Origin of the sequence: Nocardia sp. NBC_00416, assembly GCF_036032445.1 — a bacterium.
Taxonomy (GTDB): Bacteria; Actinomycetota; Actinomycetes; order Mycobacteriales; family Mycobacteriaceae; genus Nocardia.
On the sequence record NZ_CP107932.1, the window covers coordinates 5655669 to 5678497 of the forward strand.

Consider the following 22829-nt stretch of genomic DNA (forward strand, 5'->3'; position numbering starts at 1 on the left):
CGCACGACGAGCCACTGGCGGGCGCCGAAAGATCAGTGCCCGCCAGTGGACCCGGTGCTGCTCTTGGAGAGTTCCGATTCGTGGCGCGGCGCTTCCATCCCGGCATCGACCGGGACCTGGACCAGTACGGCGCCGTTCTCCTTGAAGTTGAACGAGACGTCGTAGGTGAGGCCCGGGGTGATGTTCTTGGTCAAGCCGGTGATCTCGATGCGGGCGGGGGTGGTCTCGCCGCCTTCGGTCTGGATCGTTTCGCCGCTGGTGTGGGTCTGCGCGCCTGCCTGCGGGGTGGAGACCACGACCGTCTCCGAGGGGGCGATCACGAGTTTGTCGCCGGTGCCGGGGGTGATCTTGGCCGTGCCGAGGTCGGTGGTGACGCTGGTGAGCTCGTCGGTGACCGTTTCGCCGGTGTTCACGATCGACAGCGCGAGCGCGACCTGACCGCCGGTGGTGTTGATGCTGGTGCCGTTGCCCGGGTAGACGATGTGCACGTCGCGCAGCGCGATGGCACCGATATTGGCGTGGTTGCCGTTGATCGCGGCGGATTGGTCGGCGGTCTGCGACACCTGGCCGGCACCGCAGCCGGACAGGATGAGCGCCGCACCGGCGGCGAGCGCGGCGACCGTCGCCATGCGGCGCCGTCGGGTCGGGGCGACCGGGCTCGCGGCAGTCACAGCAGTCAGGGCAGTCACGGGTTGTCCTCCATGTCCGAGTGGGCGCACTCCAACTAGGCACTGTAGTAGTTGTCTCGGGACGCGGGGCGCACCGGGCGGCGTCAGGGGGGATTGCGTGGTATCGGTGTGTGATTTGTCGCACGTCGAGGCCCGTCCGGCTGTGGTGCGGGCGACCGGCGTGACACGCTTCGGAGTTCGTCGTTCGGCGGCCCGTTCGGTGGTGTGTTCCATTGCCGGGGTATGCGGCGCTGACCGGTAACAATCGGGCCTCTCCGACCCTTTTGCGGACCCGCGTGAAACGTCATTTCAGATGCTCTTGAAGGGGCCCGGCCCGACACCCGTTCGGGCGCAACGTGATGCACACCAAACTCGTCCTGTCAAGCCTCAGTACCTGGTCGTTGTGGCGCTGACCTGCGCAGTTGATCGCGCCGTTATCGAGTCGCGTGTTAAACTGTGAACATCGAAAGGGGCACGGGACACATGATTTTTAAGGTCGGAGATACCGTCGTTTATCCCCATCATGGGGCGGCTTTGATCGAAGCTATCGAGACCCGCACCATCAAGGGTGAGCAGAAAGAGTATCTGGTCCTGAAGGTCGCACAAGGTGACCTCACTGTTCGGGTTCCCGCGGAAAACGCGGAATATGTCGGCGTTCGCGATGTAGTCGGCCAGGAAGGCCTGGATCGGGTCTTCCAGGTTCTGCGTGCGCCGCATACGGAAGAGCCCACCAACTGGTCCCGCCGTTACAAGGCCAACCTCGAGAAGCTCGCCTCCGGCGATGTGAACAAGGTGGCCGAGGTCGTTCGCGATCTGTGGCGCCGGGAGCAGGATCGTGGTCTGTCCGCGGGCGAGAAGCGGATGCTGGCCAAGGCTCGGCAGATCCTCGTCGGGGAGCTCGCGCTCGCCGAGGGTACTGATGACGGCAAGGCCGAGACGCTCCTCGACGAGGTTCTCGCAGCGGCGTCCTGACCGTGCACGAAAAGGACGGTCCCGGCCGTAGCGCTGGACCCGTCACCGTATTGGTTCCCGCCGCCGGCCGTGGCGTGCGCTTGGGTGCAGATGAACCCAAGGCGTTCGTCCCGGTCGGCGGCACACCTATGCTCGGACTGGCCGTGAACGGCCTGATGGCGTCCGGTGTTGTCGACGAGATCATTGTGATGGTGCCCGCCGAACTCGTCGACACGGCGACAGCCCTGGTAGCGCCCGCGGCGCCGGTCCGGGTGGTGGTCGGTGGCGTCGAGCGCACCGACTCGGTGCGCGCCGGTCTCGCGGCCGCCGGTGACTCCGCGTACTTCCTGGTCCACGATGCCGCCCGCGCGCTCACTCCGCCTGCCCTGATCGCCCGGGTGGTCGCCGAACTCCGGGCTGGGCATCGCGCGGTCGTCCCGGCGCTACCGGTTGTCGACACCGTGAAAACCGTCGATTCCGCGGGAACCGTCACCGGCACCCCGGACCGCGGTGCGTTGCGTGCCATCCAGACCCCGCAGGGCTTCACCGCCGAGGTGTTGCGCGCCGCCTATGCCCATCCCGAAGGCGCGACCGACGACGCCGGCCTGGTGGAGCGGCTCGGCGTCGCGGTGCGCACCATCGCCGGTGACCCCCTCGCCTTCAAGATCACAACACCGCTGGACCTGCACTTGGCCGAAGCCGTGCTCGACGGAACCGCCGCGGTGAGGTCATGCTGAACATGCGGGTGGGGATCGGGACCGATGTGCATCCGATCGAACCGGGGCGTCCCTGCTGGATGGCCGGTCTGCTGTTCGACGGAGACGACGGCTGCGCCGGACACTCGGACGGTGATGTCGCCGCCCACGCGCTCTGCGATGCCCTGCTGTCCGCGGCGGGACTCGGCGATGTGGGTTCGGTGTTCGGCACCGGCCGGCCGGAGTGGGCCGGTGTTTCCGGGGCCGCCATGCTGAAGGAAGTGCGGCGGTTGCTCGACGATGCCGGATACGAGGTGGTCAACGCCGCGGTCCAGGTGATCGGCAACCGGCCGCGGATCGGCCCGCGCCGGGCCGAAGCCCAGCAGGTGCTCGGCGATCTGCTGGACGCGCCGGTCTCGGTTTCGGGCACCACCAGCGACGGTCTGGGCCTCACCGGGCGTGGTGAGGGCATCGCCGCGATCGCCAATGCCCTGCTGTACTGTCCGGGGCGGCCGAGCGTAGAGCCCGCGGACGGTAGCGAGGTGCGACCGGCGTAGGGCCGGCGAAGCCGCCCATCCAGTCCTGTGGCCGAGCGCCCGGCTCGACCGGTGCGAAGTGCGACCGGTTCGGGCCTGTGGCCGCCCATTCAGCGCTTCCTGTCGAGTGCGCGCACCGGACATCGACCGCCGACCTTCCCACACGCGGCCGAGCCGACTACTCGCACGCCGACCCGCACCGCTACCCTGCCCATATCCCCACCTGCACCACATCCGAGTGCAATCCATACACGAAACTAGGATCGACGCCGTGACGCTGCGCCTGTTCGACACCGAGAAAAGGACCCTGCGTGATTTCACGCCGCTGGTACCCGGCCACGCCTCGGTGTACCTGTGTGGCGCTACCGTCCAGGGGCTACCCCATATCGGCCATGTGCGCAGCGGTGTGGCCTTCGATATTCTGCGTCGCTGGCTGACGGCGAACGGCTTCGATGTGGCATTCATTCGCAATGTCACCGATATCGAGGACAAAATCCTGACCAAGGCCGCCGCGGCCGGTCGGCCCTGGTGGGAATGGGCGGCGACGCACGAACGCGCCTTCGATCGGGCCTATCGCCAACTCGGTGTGCTGCCGCCGTCTGCCGAACCGCGAGCCACCGGGCATATCACCCAGATGGTCGAATTGATGCAGCGCCTGATCGATCGGGGGCACGCCTATGCCTCTGAAGGCAATGTGTATTTCGATGTGCGGAGCTATCCCGATTACGGACATCTCTCCGGTCACCGGCTCGACGATGTGCATCAGGGTGAGAGCGCGGGTCTCGGTAAACGCGACCCCCGTGATTTCACGCTGTGGAAAGCGGCGAAACCGGGTGAGCCGACATGGCCGTCGCCCTGGGGCCCGGGCCGACCCGGTTGGCATCTGGAATGCTCCGCCATGGCCGAGTTCTATCTGGGCTCGGATTTCGATATCCATTGCGGTGGTATGGATCTGGTCTTTCCGCACCATGAGAACGAAATAGCCCAGTCGAAGGCGGCCGGCCACGGGTTCGCCCAGTATTGGTTGCACAACGGCTGGGTGACCATGGGCGGCGAGAAGATGTCGAAATCACTCGGCAATGTGCTGTCCATTCCCAATGTGCTGAAATCCGTGCGCGCTGTGGAATTGCGGTTCTACCTCGGCAGCGCCCACTACCGATCGATGCTCGAATATTCGGATAAGGCGCTGGCCGACGCCGCCCAGTCCTACCAGCGGATCGAGGCGTTCGTGCAGCGGGTCGCCGAACGTGGGGGCGACATCCCGATGGGCAAATGGACCGACGGATTCGCTGCCGCCCTGGACGACGACCTCGGTGTCCCGAAGGCGCTCGCCGAGATCCATCACGGAGTGCACGAGGGCAACCGAGCCCTGGATGCGGGTGTCCTCGAAACCGCCCGTGAACATGCGAGCCAGATCCGGGCCATGCTCGACGTACTGGGCGTGGACCCGCTCGACCCGCACTGGGGCAGCGCCGCCGACCATTCGGCCGCGGACACCGCACTGGATGTGCTCGTGGGCGCCGAACTGGAACGGCGGCAGCAGGCCCGCGCCGCGAAGGACTGGGCGGCCGCCGACGCCGTGCGCGATCGTCTCCAGGCGGCCGGCATCGAAGTAACCGATACACCCAACGGTGCCGAATGGTCGCTGGGCGCACCTACCCCTGGAAAGGCGGGCTGATGGCCGGCAACTCACAACGTCGTGGCGCGATCCGCAAAGGCGGCACCAAGAAGGGGGCCGTGGTCGGGACCGGCGGCAAGCGGCGCCGTGGGCTGGAGGGCCGCGGGCCGACGCCGCCGGCCGAACAGCGTACGAAGCATCCGGCGGCGCGCCGAGCCGCGGCCAAAGCCAAAGCCGCCCAGAACAATCCGCCCACCCGCGGTCGACCGGCCGGTAGGCGTGCCGACGACGGGCCCGAACTCGTGCTGGGCCGCAACCCCGTGGTGGAGTGTCTGCGCGCCGGGGTCCCCGCGACCGCGCTCTACGTCGCGGTGGGCACCGAGAACGATGAGCGGCTCACCGAGAGCGTGCGCATCGCCGCCGATACCGGGATCTCGATTCTCGAACTGCCGCGCACCGACCTCGACCGAATGAGCTCCAACGGGCTGCATCAAGGTGTGGCGCTGCAGGTGCCGCCCTATCGGTACGCGCACCCCGACGATCTACTGGCCCGGGCCAAGGATTCCACGGAGCCCGCACTGCTGGTGGCGCTCGACAATATCTCCGATCCACGCAACCTCGGCGCGGTGGTGCGCTCGGTCGCGGCCTTCGGCGGTCACGGCGTGGTGATCCCGCAGCGCCGCAGCGCGAGCGTCACCGCGGTCGCATGGCGGACCAGCGCGGGCGCGGCGGCTCGACTGCCGGTGGCTCGCGCCACGAACCTCACTCGCACGCTCAAGGATTGGGCCGCCAAGGGAGTGCAGATCGTGGGCTTGGACGCGGGCGGTGACCTGTCGCTCGACGAATTCGACGGCACTGCGCCGACGGTGATCGTCGTCGGGTCGGAGGGCAAAGGCCTGTCCCGGCTGGTGCGCGAGAATTGTGACGCGGTCCTGAGCATCCCGATGGCGGGTCCGGTCGAATCGCTGAACGCCTCCGTCGCCGCCGGTGTGGTGCTGGCCGAGACGGCGCGGCAACGGCGCGGCTGATTCGGCGAGCCGAGGCTTCCGACCGGGTCCAGCGGCCCCGGTCGTAACCCGATCATCGGCGGCGCGCCGGGAAGATCGGGCGTGTCGGGATCGCGGTCAGCGGGCGGTTCAGGAGTGAATCCGCCGCGCCCGGACCGCAAATCCGGCACAGCACCGTAGAATTCGACATGTGGTGATACCCAACGCGCCCATCGGAAAGCCGGTCGAGCACCCGCACGCGACGACGGTGCTGCTGCTCGGTGCGCTCAGCGTGCTGTGTTGCGGGCTGACCGGGCCGGTGGCCTGGGCGATGGGTAAACGCGCGCTCGATCAGATCGAGGAATCCGGTGGCGGTTACGGCGGCCAAACCCAGGTGGTCGTCGGCTTCACGCTGGGCGTGATCGGCACGATCCTGATGGTCGTGATGGCCCTGCTGTTCATCGTGGTGCTGATCGGCGGCGGCTGACCGTCGCTTCAGTCCAGGCTCTGCTGGCCGTGCCATTTGGTGCGTGCCCAACTCGGCCATTCGTCGTTGATCGAACCGGACCAGGTGGGCTGGCGACGTTCCCGGAAGGCTGCCATCGCCTCACCGGCGTCCCGGCCGTCGTCGATATGTTCGTTCAGCTCGGATTCCAGCCGCCCGACCACCGCCGGTTCGAGCCCGACGCCTTCCCACAACAGCCGTTTGGACAATGCCGCGGTCAGGGGCGCGGAACCGTTGGCGATATCGTGCGCGACCGCCATCGCGGTCGGCAGCACCTCCGCCGTCGGCAGGCAGGCATTGGCCAAGCCCATGGCTTTGGCCTCTTCACCGTCGAAGGTGCGCCCGGTGAGCAGAATATCGGCGGCATTGGCGAGACCCGCCAGCCGCGGCAGCGTCCAGTGCACGTAGCCGTCGGCGAGGACCCCGCGCCGGACCTGGCTCAGCGCATAGACCGCGTCGTCGGCCAGGTACCGCAGATCGCATTGCAGGGCCAGCGCCAGCCCGGCGCCCACCGCGTGCCCGTTGACGGCCGCGATCACCGGTTTGCGCACTCGGAACGGCGGCGGATCGATACTCGCGCTCACCTCGCCCACCCGGTCCGACAGGTCGGCGCCGGCGCAGAAGGCAGGCGGCGTCCCGGTGATGACCACCACGCGAATCGCGTCCTCGGCGTCACAGCGTTTCAGAGCGGCACCGAGCGCCTCGGTCATCGCGGGGTTGAAAGCGTTCTGTTTGGCCGGCCGGTTCAACGTGAGGACGGCGATGCCCGCTGAGACATCGACGAGCAATTCCGAACTCATGATCTGGAATGGTAGCTGGGTTTTTGGCGCGCTGGCGCGCGCGGGGGTTGAGGCCCCCTTGGTCCCGACGTTCAGCCCTCGAGACTCGCGCCTGCGGCGCATGCGCTTCGAGGGCTGAACGTCGGGACGGGCCTCAACCCTTTGGGGTGTCTCGCTGAACTCGACGCCCGCGGGTTACGTCGCGTACGGAACTCCGGGCCGCAGTGAGGTCGAATACGGACCTCACGAGCTTGCGGTGCTCTCGCTCGCGTCCGGTCCGAGGTTCCCGGTCCGCGGCCGGCGAGGTGATGTGATCGTCCGCGGCCTGCGGGCGGGCCCCGACCGGTGTCTGTCTCACCGCAGCAGTGTGCGACCGATCGCGTACTTGTGGACCTCTGTGGGTCCGTCGTAGAGGCGGAAGGGGCGCATATCGCGGAAGATCATCTCGACGACCGTTTCGTCGCTGACTCCGATTCCGCCCAGGATCTGGACACAACGGTCGGCGACCTTGAACAGCTCTTCGGAAACGAACGATTTGGCCATCGAGCTCTCGTGGCGGGCTTTCTCGCCCTGGTCCATCAGCCAGCAGGCGTGCCAGATGGTCAGGCGGCTCTGGTGCAGGGCTATCTCGTTGTCGGCGATCATGAACGACACACCCTGGTGCTCGCCGAGAGTTTTGCCGAAGGCGGTGCGGGTCTTGGCGTGGTCGATGGCGATGCTCTGTGCGCGTTCGGCGGCGCCCAGCCAGCGCATGCAGTGGGTGAGCCGGGCGGGGGCCAGACGCAGCTGGGCGTAGCGCAGGGCCTGGCCTGCCTCGCCGAGCAGCGCCGATTTCGGGAGTGTCAGCTTGTCGAAACGGACCACGCAGTGCCCGGCTACGTAATTGCGGTCCATGGTGTTCATGGTGCGTTCGATGACGATGCCCGGCTGGTCGCCGTCGGTGAGGAACAGGGTCGGGCCGGCCGGGAGATGGGGGTTGTCGGCGAGCAGGGCCATGATGATCCAGGTTTTCGCGCCGTTGGCGCCGGTGATCAGCCATTTGCGCCCTTCGACGGTGAAGTTCTCGCCGTCGAAGGTGGCGGTGGTGGCGAGCTGACCGGGGTCGGATCCGGCGCCGTCGGGTTCGGTCATGGCGAATACCGAGCGCTGGTGGCCGTCGATCACCGGCCGCAGGTAGCGGTCGGTCTGTTCGGGGTTCGCGATCTTGGAGAGCAGGAACATATTGCCCTCGTCCGGCGCCGCGCAGTTCATGGCGACCGGGCCCAGCGTGGACCAGCCGGCGGCTTCGTAGAGAACGGCCTGTTCCACGTGGGTGAGGCCGCGGCCCCCGAGTTCGGTGGGTGCCTGGATGGTCAGCAGTTTCTGGGCGCGGGCGAGTTCGACGAGTTCCTGGCGGAGTTCGTCGGTGGGACCGTGGGAGGTCAGGCGGGGGTCGCGCTCGTAGGGCACGATCTTCTCGGCCACGAATGCGCGGATCCGGTCACGTTCGACGGCGAGGTCGGCGGGAATCGTGAAGTCGATCATCAGTGGTCACCTTCGGTCCGGGGGCGTTGAGGACGAGCATACGAAACCCCGGCACCCAGACTGAAGGCATGTGCCTGCAAAAGTCAGCGCACCCGAGCGACCTGTCGCCGCCGGGCTCCGATCACCCGGCAGACCAGGTAGATCACGAACGAGATGGTGGTGACGAAGGTGGAGACCGGGGCCCCGGGAGCCAGGGAGAGCAGGATCCCGCCCACCGCCGCGATCTCCGCGAAGATCACCGCGAGCACGGTGGCCCGCATCGGGTCGGCGGTCAGCTGCGCCGCCGCGGCCGCCGGAGTGATCAACAGCGCGAGCACCAGGAGAGCGCCCACGATCTGGACACCGAAAGCGGCGGTGATACCGAGCATCACCGCGAACAGGATCGACAGCCCGCGTACCGGCACGCCGCGGGCCACCGCGACTTCGGGGTCGGTGCTGGCGAACAGCAGCGGCCGGTAGACCATGGCCAGGACGGCGAGCACCGCCGCCGTACAGGTCGCCAGCAGTGTCAGCCCGCCGAAGCCGACGCTCACGACCTGCCCGGTGAGCAGCGAGAATTTCGAGCCCGCGCGTTCGGGACCGAGCCAGAGGAACAGCACCGACAGGCCGAGACCGAACGACAGGACCACCGCGATCACCGAATCGCGCTCCCTGGCCTTGGTGCCGAGCACTCCGAACAACACGGCCGCGACCACCGAGCCGGCGATCGCGCCCAGCCCCACGCCCGCACCTACCAGCAGGGCCGCGGCCGCACCGGTCAGCGAGAGCTCGCTGGTGCCGTGGACGGCGAACGACATCTGCCGACTGATGATCAGCGGCCCGATGACGCCGGCGAGCAACCCGAGCAGCGCGGCCGCGAGTACAGCCTGCTGGACGAAGTCGTAGCCGAGCAGATGGACGGTGGTACCGACATCGAAGATCTCGGACAACACATCGGAAAGCTTGTCCATCTACCTGTTCGCCTGTCCCGCTCGCTGGGTGAGTTCGGCCAAAGGGTCGGCGATATCGTGCGGAGTCCCCGGATCCCCGTGGCAGTGGGCGCCGGCGGTGCCGAGCGCGTCCATGGTGTCCCCGGTTCCGACGACGACCAGCCGGCCCCGGACCCGCAGTACATCGACCTCGGTCTGGTACAGCTCGGACAGCACCGCCGAGGTCATGACCTCTTCCGGCGTGCCGATCCGGAACTTTCCGCCGACCAGGTAGAGCACCCGGTCCACCAGCGGCAGGATCGGATTGATCTCGTGAGTGACGAACAGCACCGAGGTCCCGTGCTCGCGCCGTCGGGCATCGATCAGCCCGGAGACCAGCTGCTGGCTGGCCAGATCGAGGCTGAGCAGAGGTTCGTCGCAGAGCAGTACGGCGGGATCGCCGACGAGCGCCTGCGCCACCCGCAACCGCTGTTGTTCGCCGCCGGACATGGATTCCAACGGGGATTTCGCGAAGGCCTGCGCACCGACATCGGCGATCGCCGCGGCGACTTTGCGGCGGCGTTCGGCCCGTCCGCGCAGGCCCAGTCCCCACCGATGTCCGTCGACACCGAGACCGACCAGGTCGATACCGCGTAATTGCACCCCCGCGTCGATGGTGCGCTGCTGCGGTATGTAACCGAGATCCGGGTGCCCGGCGCGCGGTGCGGCTCCGGCGACCCGTGCGCTGCCCGAGCTCAGGGCGAGTTGGCCGAGCAACACCCGGAGCAGGGAAGTCTTACCCGAGCCGTTGGGCCCGAGCACCGCGATGAACTCGCCGCGCGACACGCTGAGGTCGAGGTCCCGCCACAGCGTGCGGTCGCCGAAACCCAAGGTGGCGGATTCGAGCCGCACCGTCGGTTCGGCGGGTAACGGGGCGGCGGGGCGGGTCGCGAAAGCGCTGTCACTCACGGCACGGTGAGCCGCCGGCGCGGTATCGCTCATTGGATCCATCCGTTCTTCGCTGTCCGGTACCGATCAGCCGATCGCGTCGGCCAGAGCGCGCGCGTTCTGTGTCTGCCAGGTTACGAAATCCATTCCGGCCGGCAGGGTTTCGGTCACCTCTACCACCGGAATTCCGGCCGCCCGGGCAGTCGCCCGGAGGTCCTGGCCGACCTTGTCCTCGGTCTGCACGTTGTAGATCAGCACCGCGACCTGCTTGCCGGCGACCAGGTCGCGGGTGGCCGCGACGGCCGCGGGAGAGGGGTCGGTCTCCTGCTCGATCGCTTCCTGATAGTCACGAGGCGTCCGGTCGACGGTACCGGCATCCTGCAGCAGGTAGTACGCGAGCGGCTCGGTTTGCAGGACCGGCGTGCCAGGGTGGTCCGCGGCGATACGGTCGGTGCTCGCGCCGACCTGCCCCAACCGGTCGGTGAACTGGGCGGCCCGGTCGGCATAACCCTGGGCGTGTGCCGGGTCGATCTGCGCGAGCTCGTCGCTGATCCGGTCGGCGACCAGCGCCACGGTCGCCATGTCGTACCAGACGTGTTCGTTCGAGTCGTTCCGGATCTCGTTGTCGCGTGCCGCTACGGCTTCTACCGTGCGCTTATCGCGGCCTTCGATGGCCTTGGCGACGAACTCGTCGTAGTGGCCGCCGTTATAGACCACCAGGTCGGCATCGCTGAGTTGTGCGGATTCCGCGGCCGAGGTCTCGTGTGAATGCGGGTCGGCGGCGGGGTCGGTGATGATCGACGAGACCTCCGCGTCGGGCCCCGCGACAGTGCTCGCGATATCGGCCCATACATTGGTGGAGGCGACGACCGACGGCTTACCGGAATCGGCGCCCGACCCACCACATGCGGTGAGCGCCGCGGCCGCCGCGACTCCCATGGCCAGGACGAGAGCGCTACGGGCAGATTTAGGTGACACGGCAAATACCTACCAGAGTTAATGGAAATCGTTTCCGTTTTACTTTAGCAGCACGAACGATCTGCTCCGAACCGACCGCCCAGTCTTTGGGTGGGCGGCTGTGGGCGAAGGGCGGTTCGTTGAGGGCGGGCCACGGCAGGTGGGGACCAGCTCGGTGAGGCAGGGAGGCTGTCGGCGCAGGGTGAGGGTTCGCTCGTGAAGTGCCTGGACTGTACGTGAGGGTGTGGAGGCGAGCTGGGGGATGCGCACACTTGCCGAATACAGGTCTGTCCCGTGGCGGGCGCGCGATCACGCCGTGCGGCGGCATATCGCGAGCCGGTGTTTCGCTGCGTGCGGGAGGTAGACGCATGCGGATGCAAGCCGGGCGCAAGGGCGGTGCAATCCGCGCCCGGCACCTTCGGCATCATGACCAATTCGATAACGATCATCGGCGCCGGGCTCGGCGGACTCGCTCTGGCCCGCGTCCTGCACACGCACGGCATCCCGGCCACGGTGTACGAGGCCGAAACCACTCCGACGGCGCGCATGCAGGGCGGCATGCTCGACATCCACGACTACAACGGCCAACTCGCCCTGACGGCGGCCGGCCTGATGGAAGAATTCCGCAGCCTCGTCCTGCCGGGCCGCCAGGCGATGCGGATTCTCGACCGGGACGGGACAGTTCTGCTCGACAAAGCCGACGACGGGACCGGCGGACGCCCCGAGGTGCAACGCGGCGAACTGCGACAACTCCTGATCGACTCGCTGCCGGACGGCACCGTCCGGTGGGGCCACAAGCTCAGCGGTGTTCAGGCTCTCGGCGCGGGTCGCCACGAGGCGACCTTCGCCGATGGCAGCACGGTCGTCACGAGTCTGCTGGTCGGCGCCGACGGCGCGTGGTCACGGGTCCGGCCGCTACTGTCCACCGCGATACCCGACTACACCGGCGAATCCTTCGTCGAGACCTACCTGTACGACGCCGACACCCGCCACCCCGCCACCGCGAAGGCAGTCGGCGGCGGATCGATGATGGCGCCTTCGCCGGGCCGAGAGATCCACGCACACCGCGAAAGGGGCGACACCCTGCACGCCTACGTGGTGCTCGCCGAGCCGCACGAGTGGTTCGCCGCCATCGATTTCACCGACGCCGCCGCGGCCACCGCACGAATCGCGGACGAGTTCGACGGCTGGGCACCGGAACTCACCGCGCTGATCGCCGACACCGATATCCCGCCGGTCTGGCGCCCGCACTACTCGCTGCCGGTCGGGCATCGGTGGGATCGAGTTCCCGGGGTGACCCTGCTCGGCGATGCCGCCCACCTCATGCCCACCAACGGCGAAGGCGCCAACCTCGCCCTGCTCGACGGCGCCGAACTCGGCAAGGCCCTCGCCGCGCACCCCGAGGACATCGAGACCGCCCTCACCGAATACGAGCAGGACATGTTCGCCCGCAGCACCGAAGTCGCCACCGAGACCGCTGAACTCTTCGGTGATCTGCACGACGGCACGGCCCAGGGCCTGGTCGACGCGTTCACCGCATCCGCGCACACCCTCTGAGCCCGGCCACCGTACCCGGCGTCCGCACATGCCGAATAGCACGCGGTCCCAATCGGTCCCGCGACGGATGTCGAGCGGGATCGTGACACCACAAAGGGTTGAGGCCCGTCCCGACGTTCAGCCCTCGAAAGCGCATGAGGCGAAGCCTCGAGTCTAGCGGGCTGAACGTCGGGACCAAGGGGGCCTCAACCCCCGCGCCGCCGCAGGCGGCGCCAATAGATACAGCTCACTTACCCAGTAGTTGCGCGCAGCGCAGCAGACCCAGATGGCTGTACGCCTGGGGATGGTTGCCCAGCGACCGTTCCGCGACGGGATCGTATTCCTCGCTGAGCAGCCCTGTCGGGCCCGCCACGTCCACCAGTTGCGCGAACAGTGCTTCCGCGTCCGATCGTTTGCCGATCAGCAGATACGCCTCCACCAGCCAGGCGGCGCACAGGTGGAAGCCGCCTTCGCCGCCGGGCAGTCCGTCGTCGTGGTGGTAGCGGTACACCGTGGATCCGCTGCGCAGTTCCGCTTCGGTGGCCACCACTGTCGCCGCGAACCGCGGGTCGGACGGGTCGATCAGGCCACTGAGTCCGATGTGGAGGGTGGCCGCGTCCAGATCGGTGCCGTCGTAGGCCGCCGTGTAGGACTGGACCTCTTCGTTCCAGCCTTTGTTCTGCACCTCTCCGGCGATGGTTTCCCGGAGCGGCGCCCATTCGGTGTCGACCGGACGATCGAACTTCCCCGCCAGGGTGAGGGCCCGGTCCACCGTCAGCCAGCCCATCACCTTGGAGTAGACGTGGTGGCGGGGGTTGCCGCGGATTTCCCAGATGCCGTGGTCGGGTTCGGTCCAGCGGCGCTGGACGGCGGAGACCATGGCGTGCACGAGTTCCCAGTCGGCGTCGGGGAGCACCTTGCGGGGATCGGTGATGCCCTGGTTCTCGCGCGCGTGGGCCATATGGGCGATCAGGTCCACGATCGGACCGAATACGTCCAGCTGCACCTGCATGTTCGCGGCGTTGCCGACGCGTACCGGGCGCGATCCCGCGTAGCCGGGCAGCTGATCGATCACCGCTTCCGGGGGCAGAGTTTCGCCGTAGATCGTGTACAGCGGGTGCAGTCGCTCGGGGCCGGGCAGGGTTTCCAGTACCCGGTGCACCCAGTCCAGGTACTGCTCGGCCTCCGCCAGCGAGCCCAGCGAGACCAGGGCGCTGGCGGTGAGGGCGGCGTCGCGCAGCCAGCAGTAGCGGTAGTCCCAGTTGCGTACGCCGCCGATATCCTCCGGCAGCGAGGTCGTGGCCGCCGCCAGGATGGATCCCGAGGGCGCGTGCACCAGGCCGCGCAGGGTGAGCGCGGACCGCTTCATCAGATCCGGTTTGAGCGCGGGCAGGTCCAGGCTCGCCGCCCATTCCGACCAGTAGATCTCGGCGATCCGCCGACGTTCGGGCTCGAGTGTCGTGGCCGGGGTCAGATCATGTGTGCCGCAGCGCAGTTCCAGCACCACGGGCCCACCGGCCGGGTCGACGACAGCGACGGCGGAATCGTGTACGCCGTCGCTCTGGATCCGCCACTGGACGCCGGGGGAGCGCAGCACGAGCGGGTCGTTGGTGCCCCAGACGCGCAGTCCGTCCGGTTCGACCACGATGGACACCCCGACCTGGCCGAATTCGGGACGTGGCGCGAAGGTCACCTCGGCCGGGGCGGTACCGGTGATGACGCGGGTGAGGTCGGTGCGGTCAGGGTCGACATCATGCGGGAGATAGTCGGTGACCTGCAATTTCGCCCAGCGGGTCTCGACGGTCATGGTGCCGTCGATGTACCGCTGTGACAGCGGGAGGCCGGGGCGTTGCGGCGCCACCGAGAAGTGTCCGGCGTCGGTTCCGCCGAGTAGGTGCGCGAACACCGCGGCGGAGTCGGGTTCCGGATGGCAGAACCAGGTGACGGTGGCATCAGGGGTGAGCAGCGCCACCGACCGTGGGCTGGCCATCATGGTCAGCCGTTCGATCCGGGGGGCGCTGGCGCCGGCCAGCCAGGTGCGGCGTTCCTCGAGCAGGAAGGCCAGGGCATGAGCGACCGCTTCGGTGCTGTCCACCCGGTATTTGGCAAGAGATTCGCCCTCGCCGACCTTGATGCCGATATCGGGGCCGGCCAGCGCGCGGAACGCTTTCTCGTCGGTGACGTCGTCGCCGAAGAACACCGCCGCCGACGCGCTCTCCTGATGTCGCACCGTGCTGAGGGCCGAACCCTTGTCCGTCGGCACCACGGCCAGTTCGATGACTGCTTTACCTTCGGTGACCTGGACGCCGACCCAGCACGCCGGGCCCTGCTGGGCCTGGAGCAGCGCGCGCCGTCCCACCTCGGGAGCGGCGTTGCGCACATGCAGTGCGACGCTGGCGGGTTTGGTCTCGACGCTGACGCCGGGATGGTCCGTGGCGATCTTGTTGAGGGCCGCCACCACTTCGCGCAGCAACTGTCGCGCGTCGTTGTCGATGGCGTGCACGAAGCCCACATCGAATTCCGAACCGTGGCTGCCGATCAGCTGAACTTCGACCGGAAGTCGCGAGAGTGCGGCGAGGTCGCGCAGCGCCCGGCCGGAGATGACCGCGGCTGTGGTGCCGGACAGGCCGGCCAGCGCGCGTAAAGCCCGTACGGATTCTCCGTGCGGGTATGCCTTGGCCGGATCGGAGACGATGGGAGCGAGTGTCCCGTCGTAGTCCGATGCGACCAGCAGCCGAGGCACGCGCGCGACCGTCGACAGCGCTCGGCGGAGTTCCAGTGGCAGATCCTGTGCGCTCACACATCCAACCTATTGATCGGAGTTTTCGTTAAGAGGGGGCGCGCATGACAATACTGTGTCGCGATCCCTTCACCGATTCGGCGGGAAGTGCGGGCAGCTGCCCTGGGCCGACAACGGTTGCTGACCGGTCGCCACCCGGCCCTTCGCTCGTGGTCGGAGGCCATTGTCTCCGTTACTCGCCTCGCCTCAGGAGCGTTTGCCGAGCAGCAGGTCGACGGTCAGCTCGAGCCGTTCGGAGACATCGGTCGCGGATGCGCGCCGGGTGAGCCAGGCGACCAGGTTCGACAACCAGACATCGCTGATGACGCGGGCGATGGCGAGTTGGCGGTCGGTGGGTTCGCCGTCGTTCATGGCTCGCGCGAAGACCCGGTCCATCACTTTGCCGACTCGGTCGACCTCGGCGGCGGCCGATGCATCGGCGAACATGAATGCGCGGGTCATCGCCTCGGTGAGCAGCGGGTCGCGTTGCATCATCCGGGTGATCTGGGAGAGCAGCATGTGCATGCGCTCCTCCGGCGACTGACCGGCCAGCGGTTTGCGTTTGCCCTCGAATTGCTCGAACTCCCGGGCCAGCGCCGAAACCAGCAGATGCACCTTGGACGGGAAGTACCGGTACAGGGTGCCGACGGCGACGTCCGCGCGTTCGGCGACGGCGCGCATCTGCACCGCGTCGTAGCCGCCCTTGGAGGCGAGGGCCAGGGTTGCGTCCAGGATCCGCTTGCGCCGCTCGCGTTGCGCGGCGGAACTCAGCTCGTCCTCCCGCAGCGTGGTGACGGGCGCGGCGGTGGCCGCGTTCGAGTCGCCGGGCTGGGAACGGGAGGGGCTGGCCATGGAGGGGCGTCCTTTCCGTGACGTGTTCATAGCGCGTGGAGCAGTGCGGTAGACGCATGCCTTGACTTACGCCTACCGTGGATATTAGAACATGTTCTAGGTGTGGGAGTCACGCCGGAAAGGCGGTATGGACTGTGACCATCGCCACCACTGACGAGCATAAAGCCGTTCAACAGTCGATGAGCGGGTGGGCAGCAGCGGCGCAACCGATTGCAACAATGCGGGCCGATGCGACCGACTTCTGGCGTACGTACTGGGCAACACTGACCGAACTCGGAATCTTCCACGTGGCCGTGGCAGAGGATTCGGGCGGCGCGGGCGGATCGGTCTCCGATCTGGCCGTATTCATCGAACAGGCCGCGCACGACATGGTCGGCGGACCCGTGCTCACCACGGCGATCGCCGGGTTGGTGACCTCCGGCCGGCTGCCGGAGGAACAACCCTGCGGGGTCGCGCTGGACACGGTCGTCGCCGATGAGGCGGTGGGCGCCGGAGGTTCGGCGGTGCCGGTGCTGGACGGCGCCGGGTTGCTCAGCGGCAGCTGGGAATCGGTGCTCGGTGCCGCGCCCGGTACGGCTGTGCTGTTGCCGGTGGACACCGCGGACGGCCGGCGCTGGTGCCTGCTGGCGCCGGACGCGCCCGGACTGCAACTCGAATCGCTGGACCCCCTCGACCTGTCGACCCCGCTCGCCCGGGTGCGCTGCACCGAGGTGCGGGTGGATCCGGACGCGGTGTTCGCACCCGCGTACGCCGTGGAAGACCTGCTGGTCGCGCTGGCCGTGGCCGAGCTCGCGGGAGTGACGGGCTGGTGCCTGTCCACCGCGGTGGAGTATGCGAAGGTACGCGAACAGTTCGGGCGGCAGATCGGGTCGTTCCAGGCGGTCAAACACATCTGCGCCTGGATGCTGTGCCGTACCGAGCTCATCCGCTCGGTGGCCGCCGACGCCGCGGCCGCGGTGGATTCCGGCGGCGCGGAACTGCCGATCGCGGCGGCGATAGCCGCGAGTATCAGCCTGGACGCCGCCGTCGAGACCGCGAAAGACTGCATCCAGGTGCTCGGCGGGATCGGATTCACCTGGGAACACGACGCGCACCTGTACCTGCGCCGGGCGGTGGCGCTGAGCCAGCTGCTCGGTGGCGGCTCGTACTGGCGGGCCCGGGTCACCGAGCTGACCCGGGCGGGTAGGCGCCGCACCACCGGCGCCGACCGGGTCTTCGCCGACGCGGCCCTGGCCGCCGGCGATGCCGACACCGACACGGTGACCGATGAACTCGCCGCCGAGGTGGCCCGGATCGCCGCGCTGCCGGCCGCGGAGCAGCGCGGTGCGCTGGCCGCCGCCGGGCTGATCATGCCGCACTGGCCCGAGCCCTACGGCCGGGCCGCGGACCCGATGGCCGGCCTGGTGATCTCGGAGGAACTGCGTCGTGCGGGCCTGACCGTCCCCGACCTCACGATCGGCGGCTGGGCGGTACCGACCCTGCTGCAGCACGGCACGCCCGAACAGATCGAGCGTTTCGCGTGGCCGACGCTGCGCGGCGACGTGGTGTGGTGTCAGCTGTTCAGTGAACCCGGAGCGGGTTCGGACCTGGCCGCGCTGCGGACCACCGCCGAACGTACCGACGGCGGTTGGGTGCTGCGCGGGCAGAAGGTGTGGACCTCGCTGGCCAAAGAGGCGAACTGGGCGATCTGCCTGGCCCGCACCGATCCGAGTGCGCCCAAGCACAAGGGCATCAGCTATTTCCTGGTCGATATGCGCAGCGCCGGTATCGATATCCGGCCGCTGGTGCAGATCACCGGGGAGGCGCGCTTCAGCGAGGTCTTCCTCGACGAGGTCTTCGTCCCCGACGACTGCGTGGTCGGCGCGCTGGGCAACGGCTGGCGGATCGCCCGCGCCACGCTGTCGGCCGAACGGGTCGCGATGAGCGGCAACGGCATCGGTCCGGCGCTGGAGGAACTGATCGCCAAACTGCCGGCCACCGGGCGTGGTTCGGAACTGGTCAACGATCGGCTCGGCGGTTTCGTCGCCGACGCGATCGCCGGGCTGCTGCTGGAGCAGCGCGCGGCGGTGCGGATCCTGGCCGGCGCCGATCCGAGCGCGCAGAGCAGTGTGCGCAAACTGGTGGGTGTGCGGCACCGTCAAGCGGTCGCCGAGTTCGCGGTACAGGTGGCCGGCCCGGCCGGTGCGCGAACGACCGAGGACACCTCGGAATTCCTGCTCACCCGCTGTCTGTCCATCGCGGGCGGAACCGAGCAGATCCTGTTGACTGTGGCGGCCGAACGAATTCTGGGACTACCCCGCGACGCGGCCGGTTAGTTCGTGCGACGACTGGAGAGCAGAACGTGGACTTCACCCGAGACGAGGCCCAAGAGGCGGTGGCCGAGGTCGTCGTCGGACTACTGGAGCGGCAGGCGGCGCGCGACGCCGACCTGTGGCCCGAACTAGCGGCCACCGGCCTGCTGTCGGTAGCGCTACCGGAGCGGTTCGGCGGCGACGATATGGGAATCGACGCCGTATCGGTGCTGCTGACCGAACTGGCCACCGACGCCGTCGCCGCGCCCGCCCTGCCCACCCTGGGGTTCGGTGTGCTGCCCCTGCTGGGGTCGCTGCCCGAGGCGGTGGCCGCGGAGGTGTTCCCGGCGGTCGCCGAGGGCGCTGTGCTCACCGCCGCCATCAGCGAACCCGGTGCGCCGTTGACCACCGAACCCGCGACGAAGGCCGAGGTGTCCGGCGAGACTGTGCGGATCACCGGGTACAAAGTGGCGGTGCCGTGCGCGGATCAGGCGCGCTGGCTGCTGGTCAGCACGGATTCCGGCGTTGCACTGGTCGATTCGAACGCGTCGGGGCTGTCGTTGGTTCCGTCGTCGGTGTCCGGTGAGCTGGCCGAGTTCTCGGTGAAGCTGGACGGGGTCGTGGTGCCCGCCGACCGGTTGCTGCCGGACGCGGGCCCGCAGCTGCACCGGTTCGTGCTCGCCGCGATCGGCGCGGTCGCCGACGGGTTGCTCTCGGGCGCGGTCAAACTCACCGCCGCGCATGTGGGAACGCGTCGCCAGTTCAACCGGCCGCTCGCGGAGTTCCAGGCGGTGGCCCAGCAGATCGCCGACCTCTACGTAGTGTCCCGGACCTTGCATGTGGCGGCGGTAGCTTCCAATTGGGCTCTCGGGCAAGATGATTCGAGTCCGGAGCGGCAGCAGCGGATCGACGACGATCTGAATGTGCTCGCCTACACTGTGGCCGCGGAACTTCCGCGCGCCATGCAGAAATGTCACCACCTGCACGGCGGTATCGGAGTGGATGTCACGCACTCCATGCACCGCTATTACTCACAGTCCAAGGACCTCGCCCGCTGGCTGGGCGGCGCCGCGCTGCGGCTCGAACGATTGGGGGCAGGGTGTTCATCGATCTGACCAGCGAACAACGCAAACTACGCGACGACCTGCGCGCCTACTTCGCCGACCTCGTCACGCCGGAGGAAGCGGCCGAGATGTCGGTCAACCGGCACGGCGACGCCTACCGCGAGGTGGTGCGCCGGATGGGCCGGGACGGCTGGCTGGGCGTCGGCTGGCCCAAGGAGTACGGCGGCCAGGGTTTCGGCCCGGTCGAACAGCAGATCTTCTTCAACGAGGCCTCCCGGGCCGACGTGCCGCTACCGCTGGTCACCCTGCTGACCGTCGGCCCCACCCTGCAGCAGTTCGGAACCCAGGAGCAGAAGGAGAAGTTCCTGCCCGGGATCCTGGCCGGCGATATCCATTTCGCCATCGGGTATTCCGAACCGGAAGCCGGCACCGATCTGGCCGCGCTGCGAACCAGCGCGGTCCAGGACGACTCGGGCGACTGGGTGGTCAACGGCCAGAAGATCTTCACCACCGGTGCGCACGAGGCCGATTACATCTGGTTGGCGTGCCGGACCGGTTCGGTGGAGTCCCGGCATCGGGGCATCACCATCCTGATCGCCGATACGCGGGATCCGGGCTATTCGTGGACGCCGATCATCACCGCGGACGGCGCCCACCACACCAACGCCACCTATTTCGACAGTGTCCGGGTTCCGGCGAGCATGCTGGTCGGCGAACAGGACAAGGGCTGGCGGCTGATCACCACCCAGCTCAATCACGAACGGGTCAGCCTGGGGCCGTCGGGCAAGATCGAACAGCTCTACGACAAGGTCCGCGACTGGGCCCGTCCCCGCGGCATCCTCGACGAACCCGAAGCGCAGCTCCCGCTGGGACGTATCCACGCCATGACCCGGCTCAACGAACTGCTGAACTGGCAGGTGGCGGCCACCGCGGAAGATCCGGACGTCGATCAGGCGCAGGTCATCGCCGACGCTTCCGCGACCAAGATCTTCTCGACCGAATCGTTGCAGGAGGCCGGGCGGCTCGCGGAAGAGATCGTCGGACGCTTCGGCGACCCCGCCGATCCGGCCACGGCGGAGCTGCTGACCTGGCTGGACCGCCGAACCAAACAGAACCTGGTCGTCACCTTCGGCGGTGGCGTCAACGAGGTGATGCGCGAACTGGTCGCCTCCGCAGGCCTGAAACTGCCGCGAGTGCCGCGCTGATGCGGTCCTCCGCCTTCGCTTCGGCGTCCGCGTCCGGATGTGGAGTGTCCGGCCACAGGTTGCCTGGGGGTGTGGGCCTCGTGCGGTCCTCCGCCTTCGCTTCGGCGTCCGCGTCCGGATGTGGAGTGTCGGGCCGCAGGTTGCCTGGGGGTGTGGGCCTCGTGCGGTCCTCTGCCTTCGCTTCGGCGTCGGCGTTCGGATGTGGAGTGTCCGGCCGCAGGTTGCCTGGGAGTGTGGGCCTCGTGCGGTCCTCCGCCTTCGCTTCGGCGTCGGCGTTCGGATGTGGAGTGTCCGGCCGCAGGTTGCCTGGGGGTGTGGGCTGCGTACGGAAACGTTCGGGTTACAAGGTGTCGGTCGGTGTGGGCGCCATACCTTTTCCGGATGGTCCGCATTCGTGGTCGGGACCCGCCCCGGTTCTGGAGCGACAGAGCGAAGGAGCGCAGCGACTGAGCGGCGGAGTGAAGAACCGGGGTCACGAGGGCCCCGACCCGCGGCGCCGTAGGCGACGCAATCCCGCACGGTCGGGACCCGCCCCGGTTCTGGAGCGACAGAGCGAGGCAGCGCAGCGACTGAGTGGCGGAGTGAAGAACCGGGGTTGACAAGGGCCCCGACCCGCCCCGCCGCAGGCGGGGCAAGAAGATAAGGAGCAGTGCGTGCCGGATATCAGTACTCCGGAAGCGATCACCGCCGCCGCGGAGAAGATCATGGCGGCCGGCGCGAGCGCGCCCCGGCCCGGTCGCGACCCGGTGAACCAGCCGATGATCAACAACTGGGTGGAGGCACTGGGCGATACCAACCCGGTGTACGTCGACGAGGCCGCCGCCAAGGCTGCCGGGTTCGACGGGATCGTCGCCCCGCCCGCTATGGCGCAGGTGTGGACCATGCTGGGTTTGGGCGGCAGCCGGTCGGCCGATGATCCGATGGAGGCCACGAACGCGCTGCTCGACTCCGCCGGATACACCTCGGTGGTCGGCACCAACTGCGAGCAGGTCTACCACCGCTATCTGCGGCCCGGTGAAGAAGTGAACATCACCAGCGCGCTGGACAGCATCAAGGGCCCGAAACGCACCGGGCTGGGCGAGGGTTTCTTCCTGACCTACCGCACCAGCTGGTACGTCGGCGACGAACTCGTCACCGAGATGCTGTTCCGCATTCTGAAGTTCGTTCCGGCCAAGAGCGCCGCCCCCGCGCCGGCCCCTGCCGAACGGGTGCGCCCGCTGGTCTCGCTGGACACCGAATTCTTCTGGGAGGGTACGAAAGCCGGCGAACTGCGGATCCAGAAACTGCCCGACGGCACGCTGCGGCATCCGCCGATCCCGGCGATCTGGCAGGACAAGACGGAACCGGTCGACTATGTGGTGTCCACCGGGAAGGGCACGGTGTTCAGCTACGTCGTGCACCACGCCCCGAAGGTGCCCGGTCGTGACCTGCCGTTCGTGGTCGCGCTGGTGGAACTCGACGAGGGTGTGCGGATGCTCGGCGAACTGCGCGGCGTCGAACCCGGTCGGGTCGAGGTGGGACTGCGGGTCGCCGCCGGTTTCGAGAAACTCGACGACGATACGGTGCTGCCGTTCTGGAAGGTGAGCGTATGACCGCCGCATTCGATCCGACCACGGTCCAGGTGGGCACCGAACTGCCGGAACTGTCGATCCACGCCGACCCCACCTTCGTCATCAGCACCGCTCTGGCCACCCGGGACTTCCAGGATGTGCACCACGACCGGGACAAGGCGATCGAGCGCGGGTCCAAGGACATCTTCGTCAACATCCTCACCGATACGGGTCTGGTGCAGCGTTTCGTCACCGACTGGGCGGGCCCGGCGACGGTGGTGAAATCCATCGCGCTGCGGCTCGGTGTACCCCTGTACGCCTACGACACGTTGACCCTCACCGGCAAGGTCACCGCGGTGGAGGGGGCGGAGGTCCGGCTGGAGGTCCTCGGCAAGGACAGCCTGGGCGATCACATCGTCGCGACGGTCGTCGTCAGTGTTGCGGGAGTCGGTGGCGGGGCGTGAGCGCCGATACGCA

20 protein-coding genes are annotated in these 22829 nt (G+C 68.1%); 12 read left to right on the forward strand and 8 right to left on the reverse strand.

The genetic code is table 11. From position 1 onward, the window contains the following. Nucleotides 1–32: 32 nt before the first annotated feature. On the reverse strand, nt 33–689 hold the full coding sequence (locus tag OG804_RS24410; protein WP_328390244.1) for a hypothetical protein: 657 nt from the start codon (nt 687–689) through the stop codon (nt 33–35). 462 nt (nt 690–1151) lie between these two features. Between OG804_RS24410 and carD the strand changes: the two genes are divergently transcribed. From carD to OG804_RS24440, 6 genes are all read left to right on the forward strand, one after another. Beyond that, complete coding sequence (gene carD, locus OG804_RS24415) at nt 1152–1640, forward strand: RNA polymerase-binding transcription factor CarD (protein ID WP_011206964.1); 489 nt, start codon at nt 1152–1154, stop codon at nt 1638–1640. A gap of 2 nt (nt 1641–1642) precedes the next feature. After that, entirely contained in the window at nt 1643–2356 is a 714-nt protein-coding gene (ispD, locus tag OG804_RS24420; RefSeq protein ID WP_328390246.1) for a 2-C-methyl-D-erythritol 4-phosphate cytidylyltransferase, read from the forward strand. Between the two features lie 2 nt (nt 2357–2358). Continuing rightward, entirely contained in the window at nt 2359–2871 is a 513-nt protein-coding gene (gene ispF / locus OG804_RS24425) for a 2-C-methyl-D-erythritol 2,4-cyclodiphosphate synthase (RefSeq protein WP_328398708.1), read from the forward strand. 250 nt (nt 2872–3121) lie between these two features. Further along, entirely contained in the window at nt 3122–4528 is a 1407-nt protein-coding gene (cysS, locus tag OG804_RS24430; RefSeq protein WP_328390248.1) for a cysteine--tRNA ligase, read from the forward strand. Next, entirely contained in the window at nt 4528–5496 is a 969-nt protein-coding gene (gene rlmB / locus OG804_RS24435; protein WP_328390250.1) for a 23S rRNA (guanosine(2251)-2'-O)-methyltransferase RlmB, read from the forward strand. Before cysS ends, rlmB begins: the two co-directional genes overlap by 1 nt. A gap of 169 nt (nt 5497–5665) precedes the next feature. After that, nucleotides 5666–5941, forward strand: a complete 276-nt coding sequence (locus OG804_RS24440; protein ID WP_328390252.1) for a DUF4190 domain-containing protein — start codon at nt 5666–5668, stop codon at nt 5939–5941. An 8-nt stretch (nt 5942–5949) separates the two neighbouring features. On the opposite strand, the gene OG804_RS24445 is transcribed toward OG804_RS24440, so the two are convergent. The 5 genes from OG804_RS24445 to OG804_RS24465 form a co-directional block, all read right to left on the reverse strand. Beyond that, nucleotides 5950–6759, reverse strand: coding sequence for an enoyl-CoA hydratase/isomerase family protein (locus OG804_RS24445; RefSeq protein ID WP_328390254.1), 810 nt, complete (start codon nt 6757–6759; stop codon nt 5950–5952). A gap of 333 nt (nt 6760–7092) precedes the next feature. Beyond that, nucleotides 7093–8262 (reverse strand): acyl-CoA dehydrogenase family protein, encoded by a 1170-nt coding sequence (locus OG804_RS24450; protein ID WP_328390256.1) that lies wholly within the window; start codon nt 8260–8262, stop codon nt 7093–7095. A gap of 83 nt (nt 8263–8345) precedes the next feature. After that, the gene (locus OG804_RS24455; RefSeq protein ID WP_328390258.1) at nt 8346–9212 is read right to left on the reverse strand and encodes a metal ABC transporter permease; all 867 of its coding nucleotides are present in this window, start codon (nt 9210–9212) and stop codon (nt 8346–8348) included. Continuing rightward, nucleotides 9213–10172 (reverse strand): metal ABC transporter ATP-binding protein, encoded by a 960-nt coding sequence (locus tag OG804_RS24460; protein ID WP_328390260.1) that lies wholly within the window; start codon nt 10170–10172, stop codon nt 9213–9215. A gap of 33 nt (nt 10173–10205) precedes the next feature. Continuing rightward, nucleotides 10206–11096, reverse strand: a complete 891-nt coding sequence (locus tag OG804_RS24465; RefSeq protein ID WP_442941620.1) for a metal ABC transporter solute-binding protein, Zn/Mn family — start codon at nt 11094–11096, stop codon at nt 10206–10208. A 405-nt stretch (nt 11097–11501) separates the two neighbouring features. On the opposite strand from OG804_RS24465, the gene OG804_RS24470 reads away from it, so the two are divergent. Beyond that, nucleotides 11502–12632 (forward strand): FAD-dependent oxidoreductase, encoded by a 1131-nt coding sequence (locus OG804_RS24470; RefSeq protein ID WP_328390262.1) that lies wholly within the window; start codon nt 11502–11504, stop codon nt 12630–12632. 226 nt (nt 12633–12858) lie between these two features. Here OG804_RS24470 and otsB read toward each other — a convergent pair whose 3' ends face one another. Both otsB and kstR read right to left on the reverse strand, forming a co-directional pair. After that, nucleotides 12859–15411, reverse strand: coding sequence for a trehalose-phosphatase (gene otsB / locus OG804_RS24475; RefSeq protein WP_328390264.1), 2553 nt, complete (start codon nt 15409–15411; stop codon nt 12859–12861). Nucleotides 15412–15597: 186 nt separating this feature from the next. Further along, on the reverse strand, nt 15598–16242 hold the full coding sequence (kstR, locus tag OG804_RS24480; RefSeq protein WP_328390266.1) for a cholesterol catabolism transcriptional regulator KstR: 645 nt from the start codon (nt 16240–16242) through the stop codon (nt 15598–15600). A 134-nt stretch (nt 16243–16376) separates the two neighbouring features. On the opposite strand from kstR, the gene OG804_RS24485 reads away from it, so the two are divergent. The 5 genes from OG804_RS24485 (at nt 16377) to OG804_RS24505 (ending at nt 22816) form a co-directional block, all read left to right on the forward strand. After that, nucleotides 16377–18557 carry an acyl-CoA dehydrogenase gene (locus OG804_RS24485; protein ID WP_328390268.1) on the forward strand — a complete coding sequence of 727 codons (2181 nt, stop codon included), beginning with the start codon at nt 16377–16379 and terminating at the stop codon, nt 18555–18557. 26 nt (nt 18558–18583) lie between these two features. After that, a complete protein-coding gene (locus OG804_RS24490) occupies nt 18584–19648 on the forward strand; it encodes an acyl-CoA dehydrogenase family protein (protein ID WP_328390270.1) in 1065 nt (354 codons plus the stop codon). Continuing rightward, nucleotides 19633–20802 carry an acyl-CoA dehydrogenase family protein gene (locus OG804_RS24495; RefSeq protein WP_328390272.1) on the forward strand — a complete coding sequence of 390 codons (1170 nt, stop codon included), beginning with the start codon at nt 19633–19635 and terminating at the stop codon, nt 20800–20802. Before OG804_RS24490 ends, OG804_RS24495 begins: the two co-directional genes overlap by 16 nt. 653 nt (nt 20803–21455) lie before the next feature. Continuing rightward, complete coding sequence (locus tag OG804_RS24500) at nt 21456–22394, forward strand: bifunctional MaoC family dehydratase N-terminal/OB-fold nucleic acid binding domain-containing protein (RefSeq protein WP_328390274.1); 939 nt, start codon at nt 21456–21458, stop codon at nt 22392–22394. Then, a complete protein-coding gene (locus tag OG804_RS24505; protein ID WP_328390276.1) occupies nt 22391–22816 on the forward strand; it encodes a MaoC family dehydratase in 426 nt (141 codons plus the stop codon). Before OG804_RS24500 ends, OG804_RS24505 begins: the two co-directional genes overlap by 4 nt. Nucleotides 22817–22829: the final 13 nt, after the last annotated feature.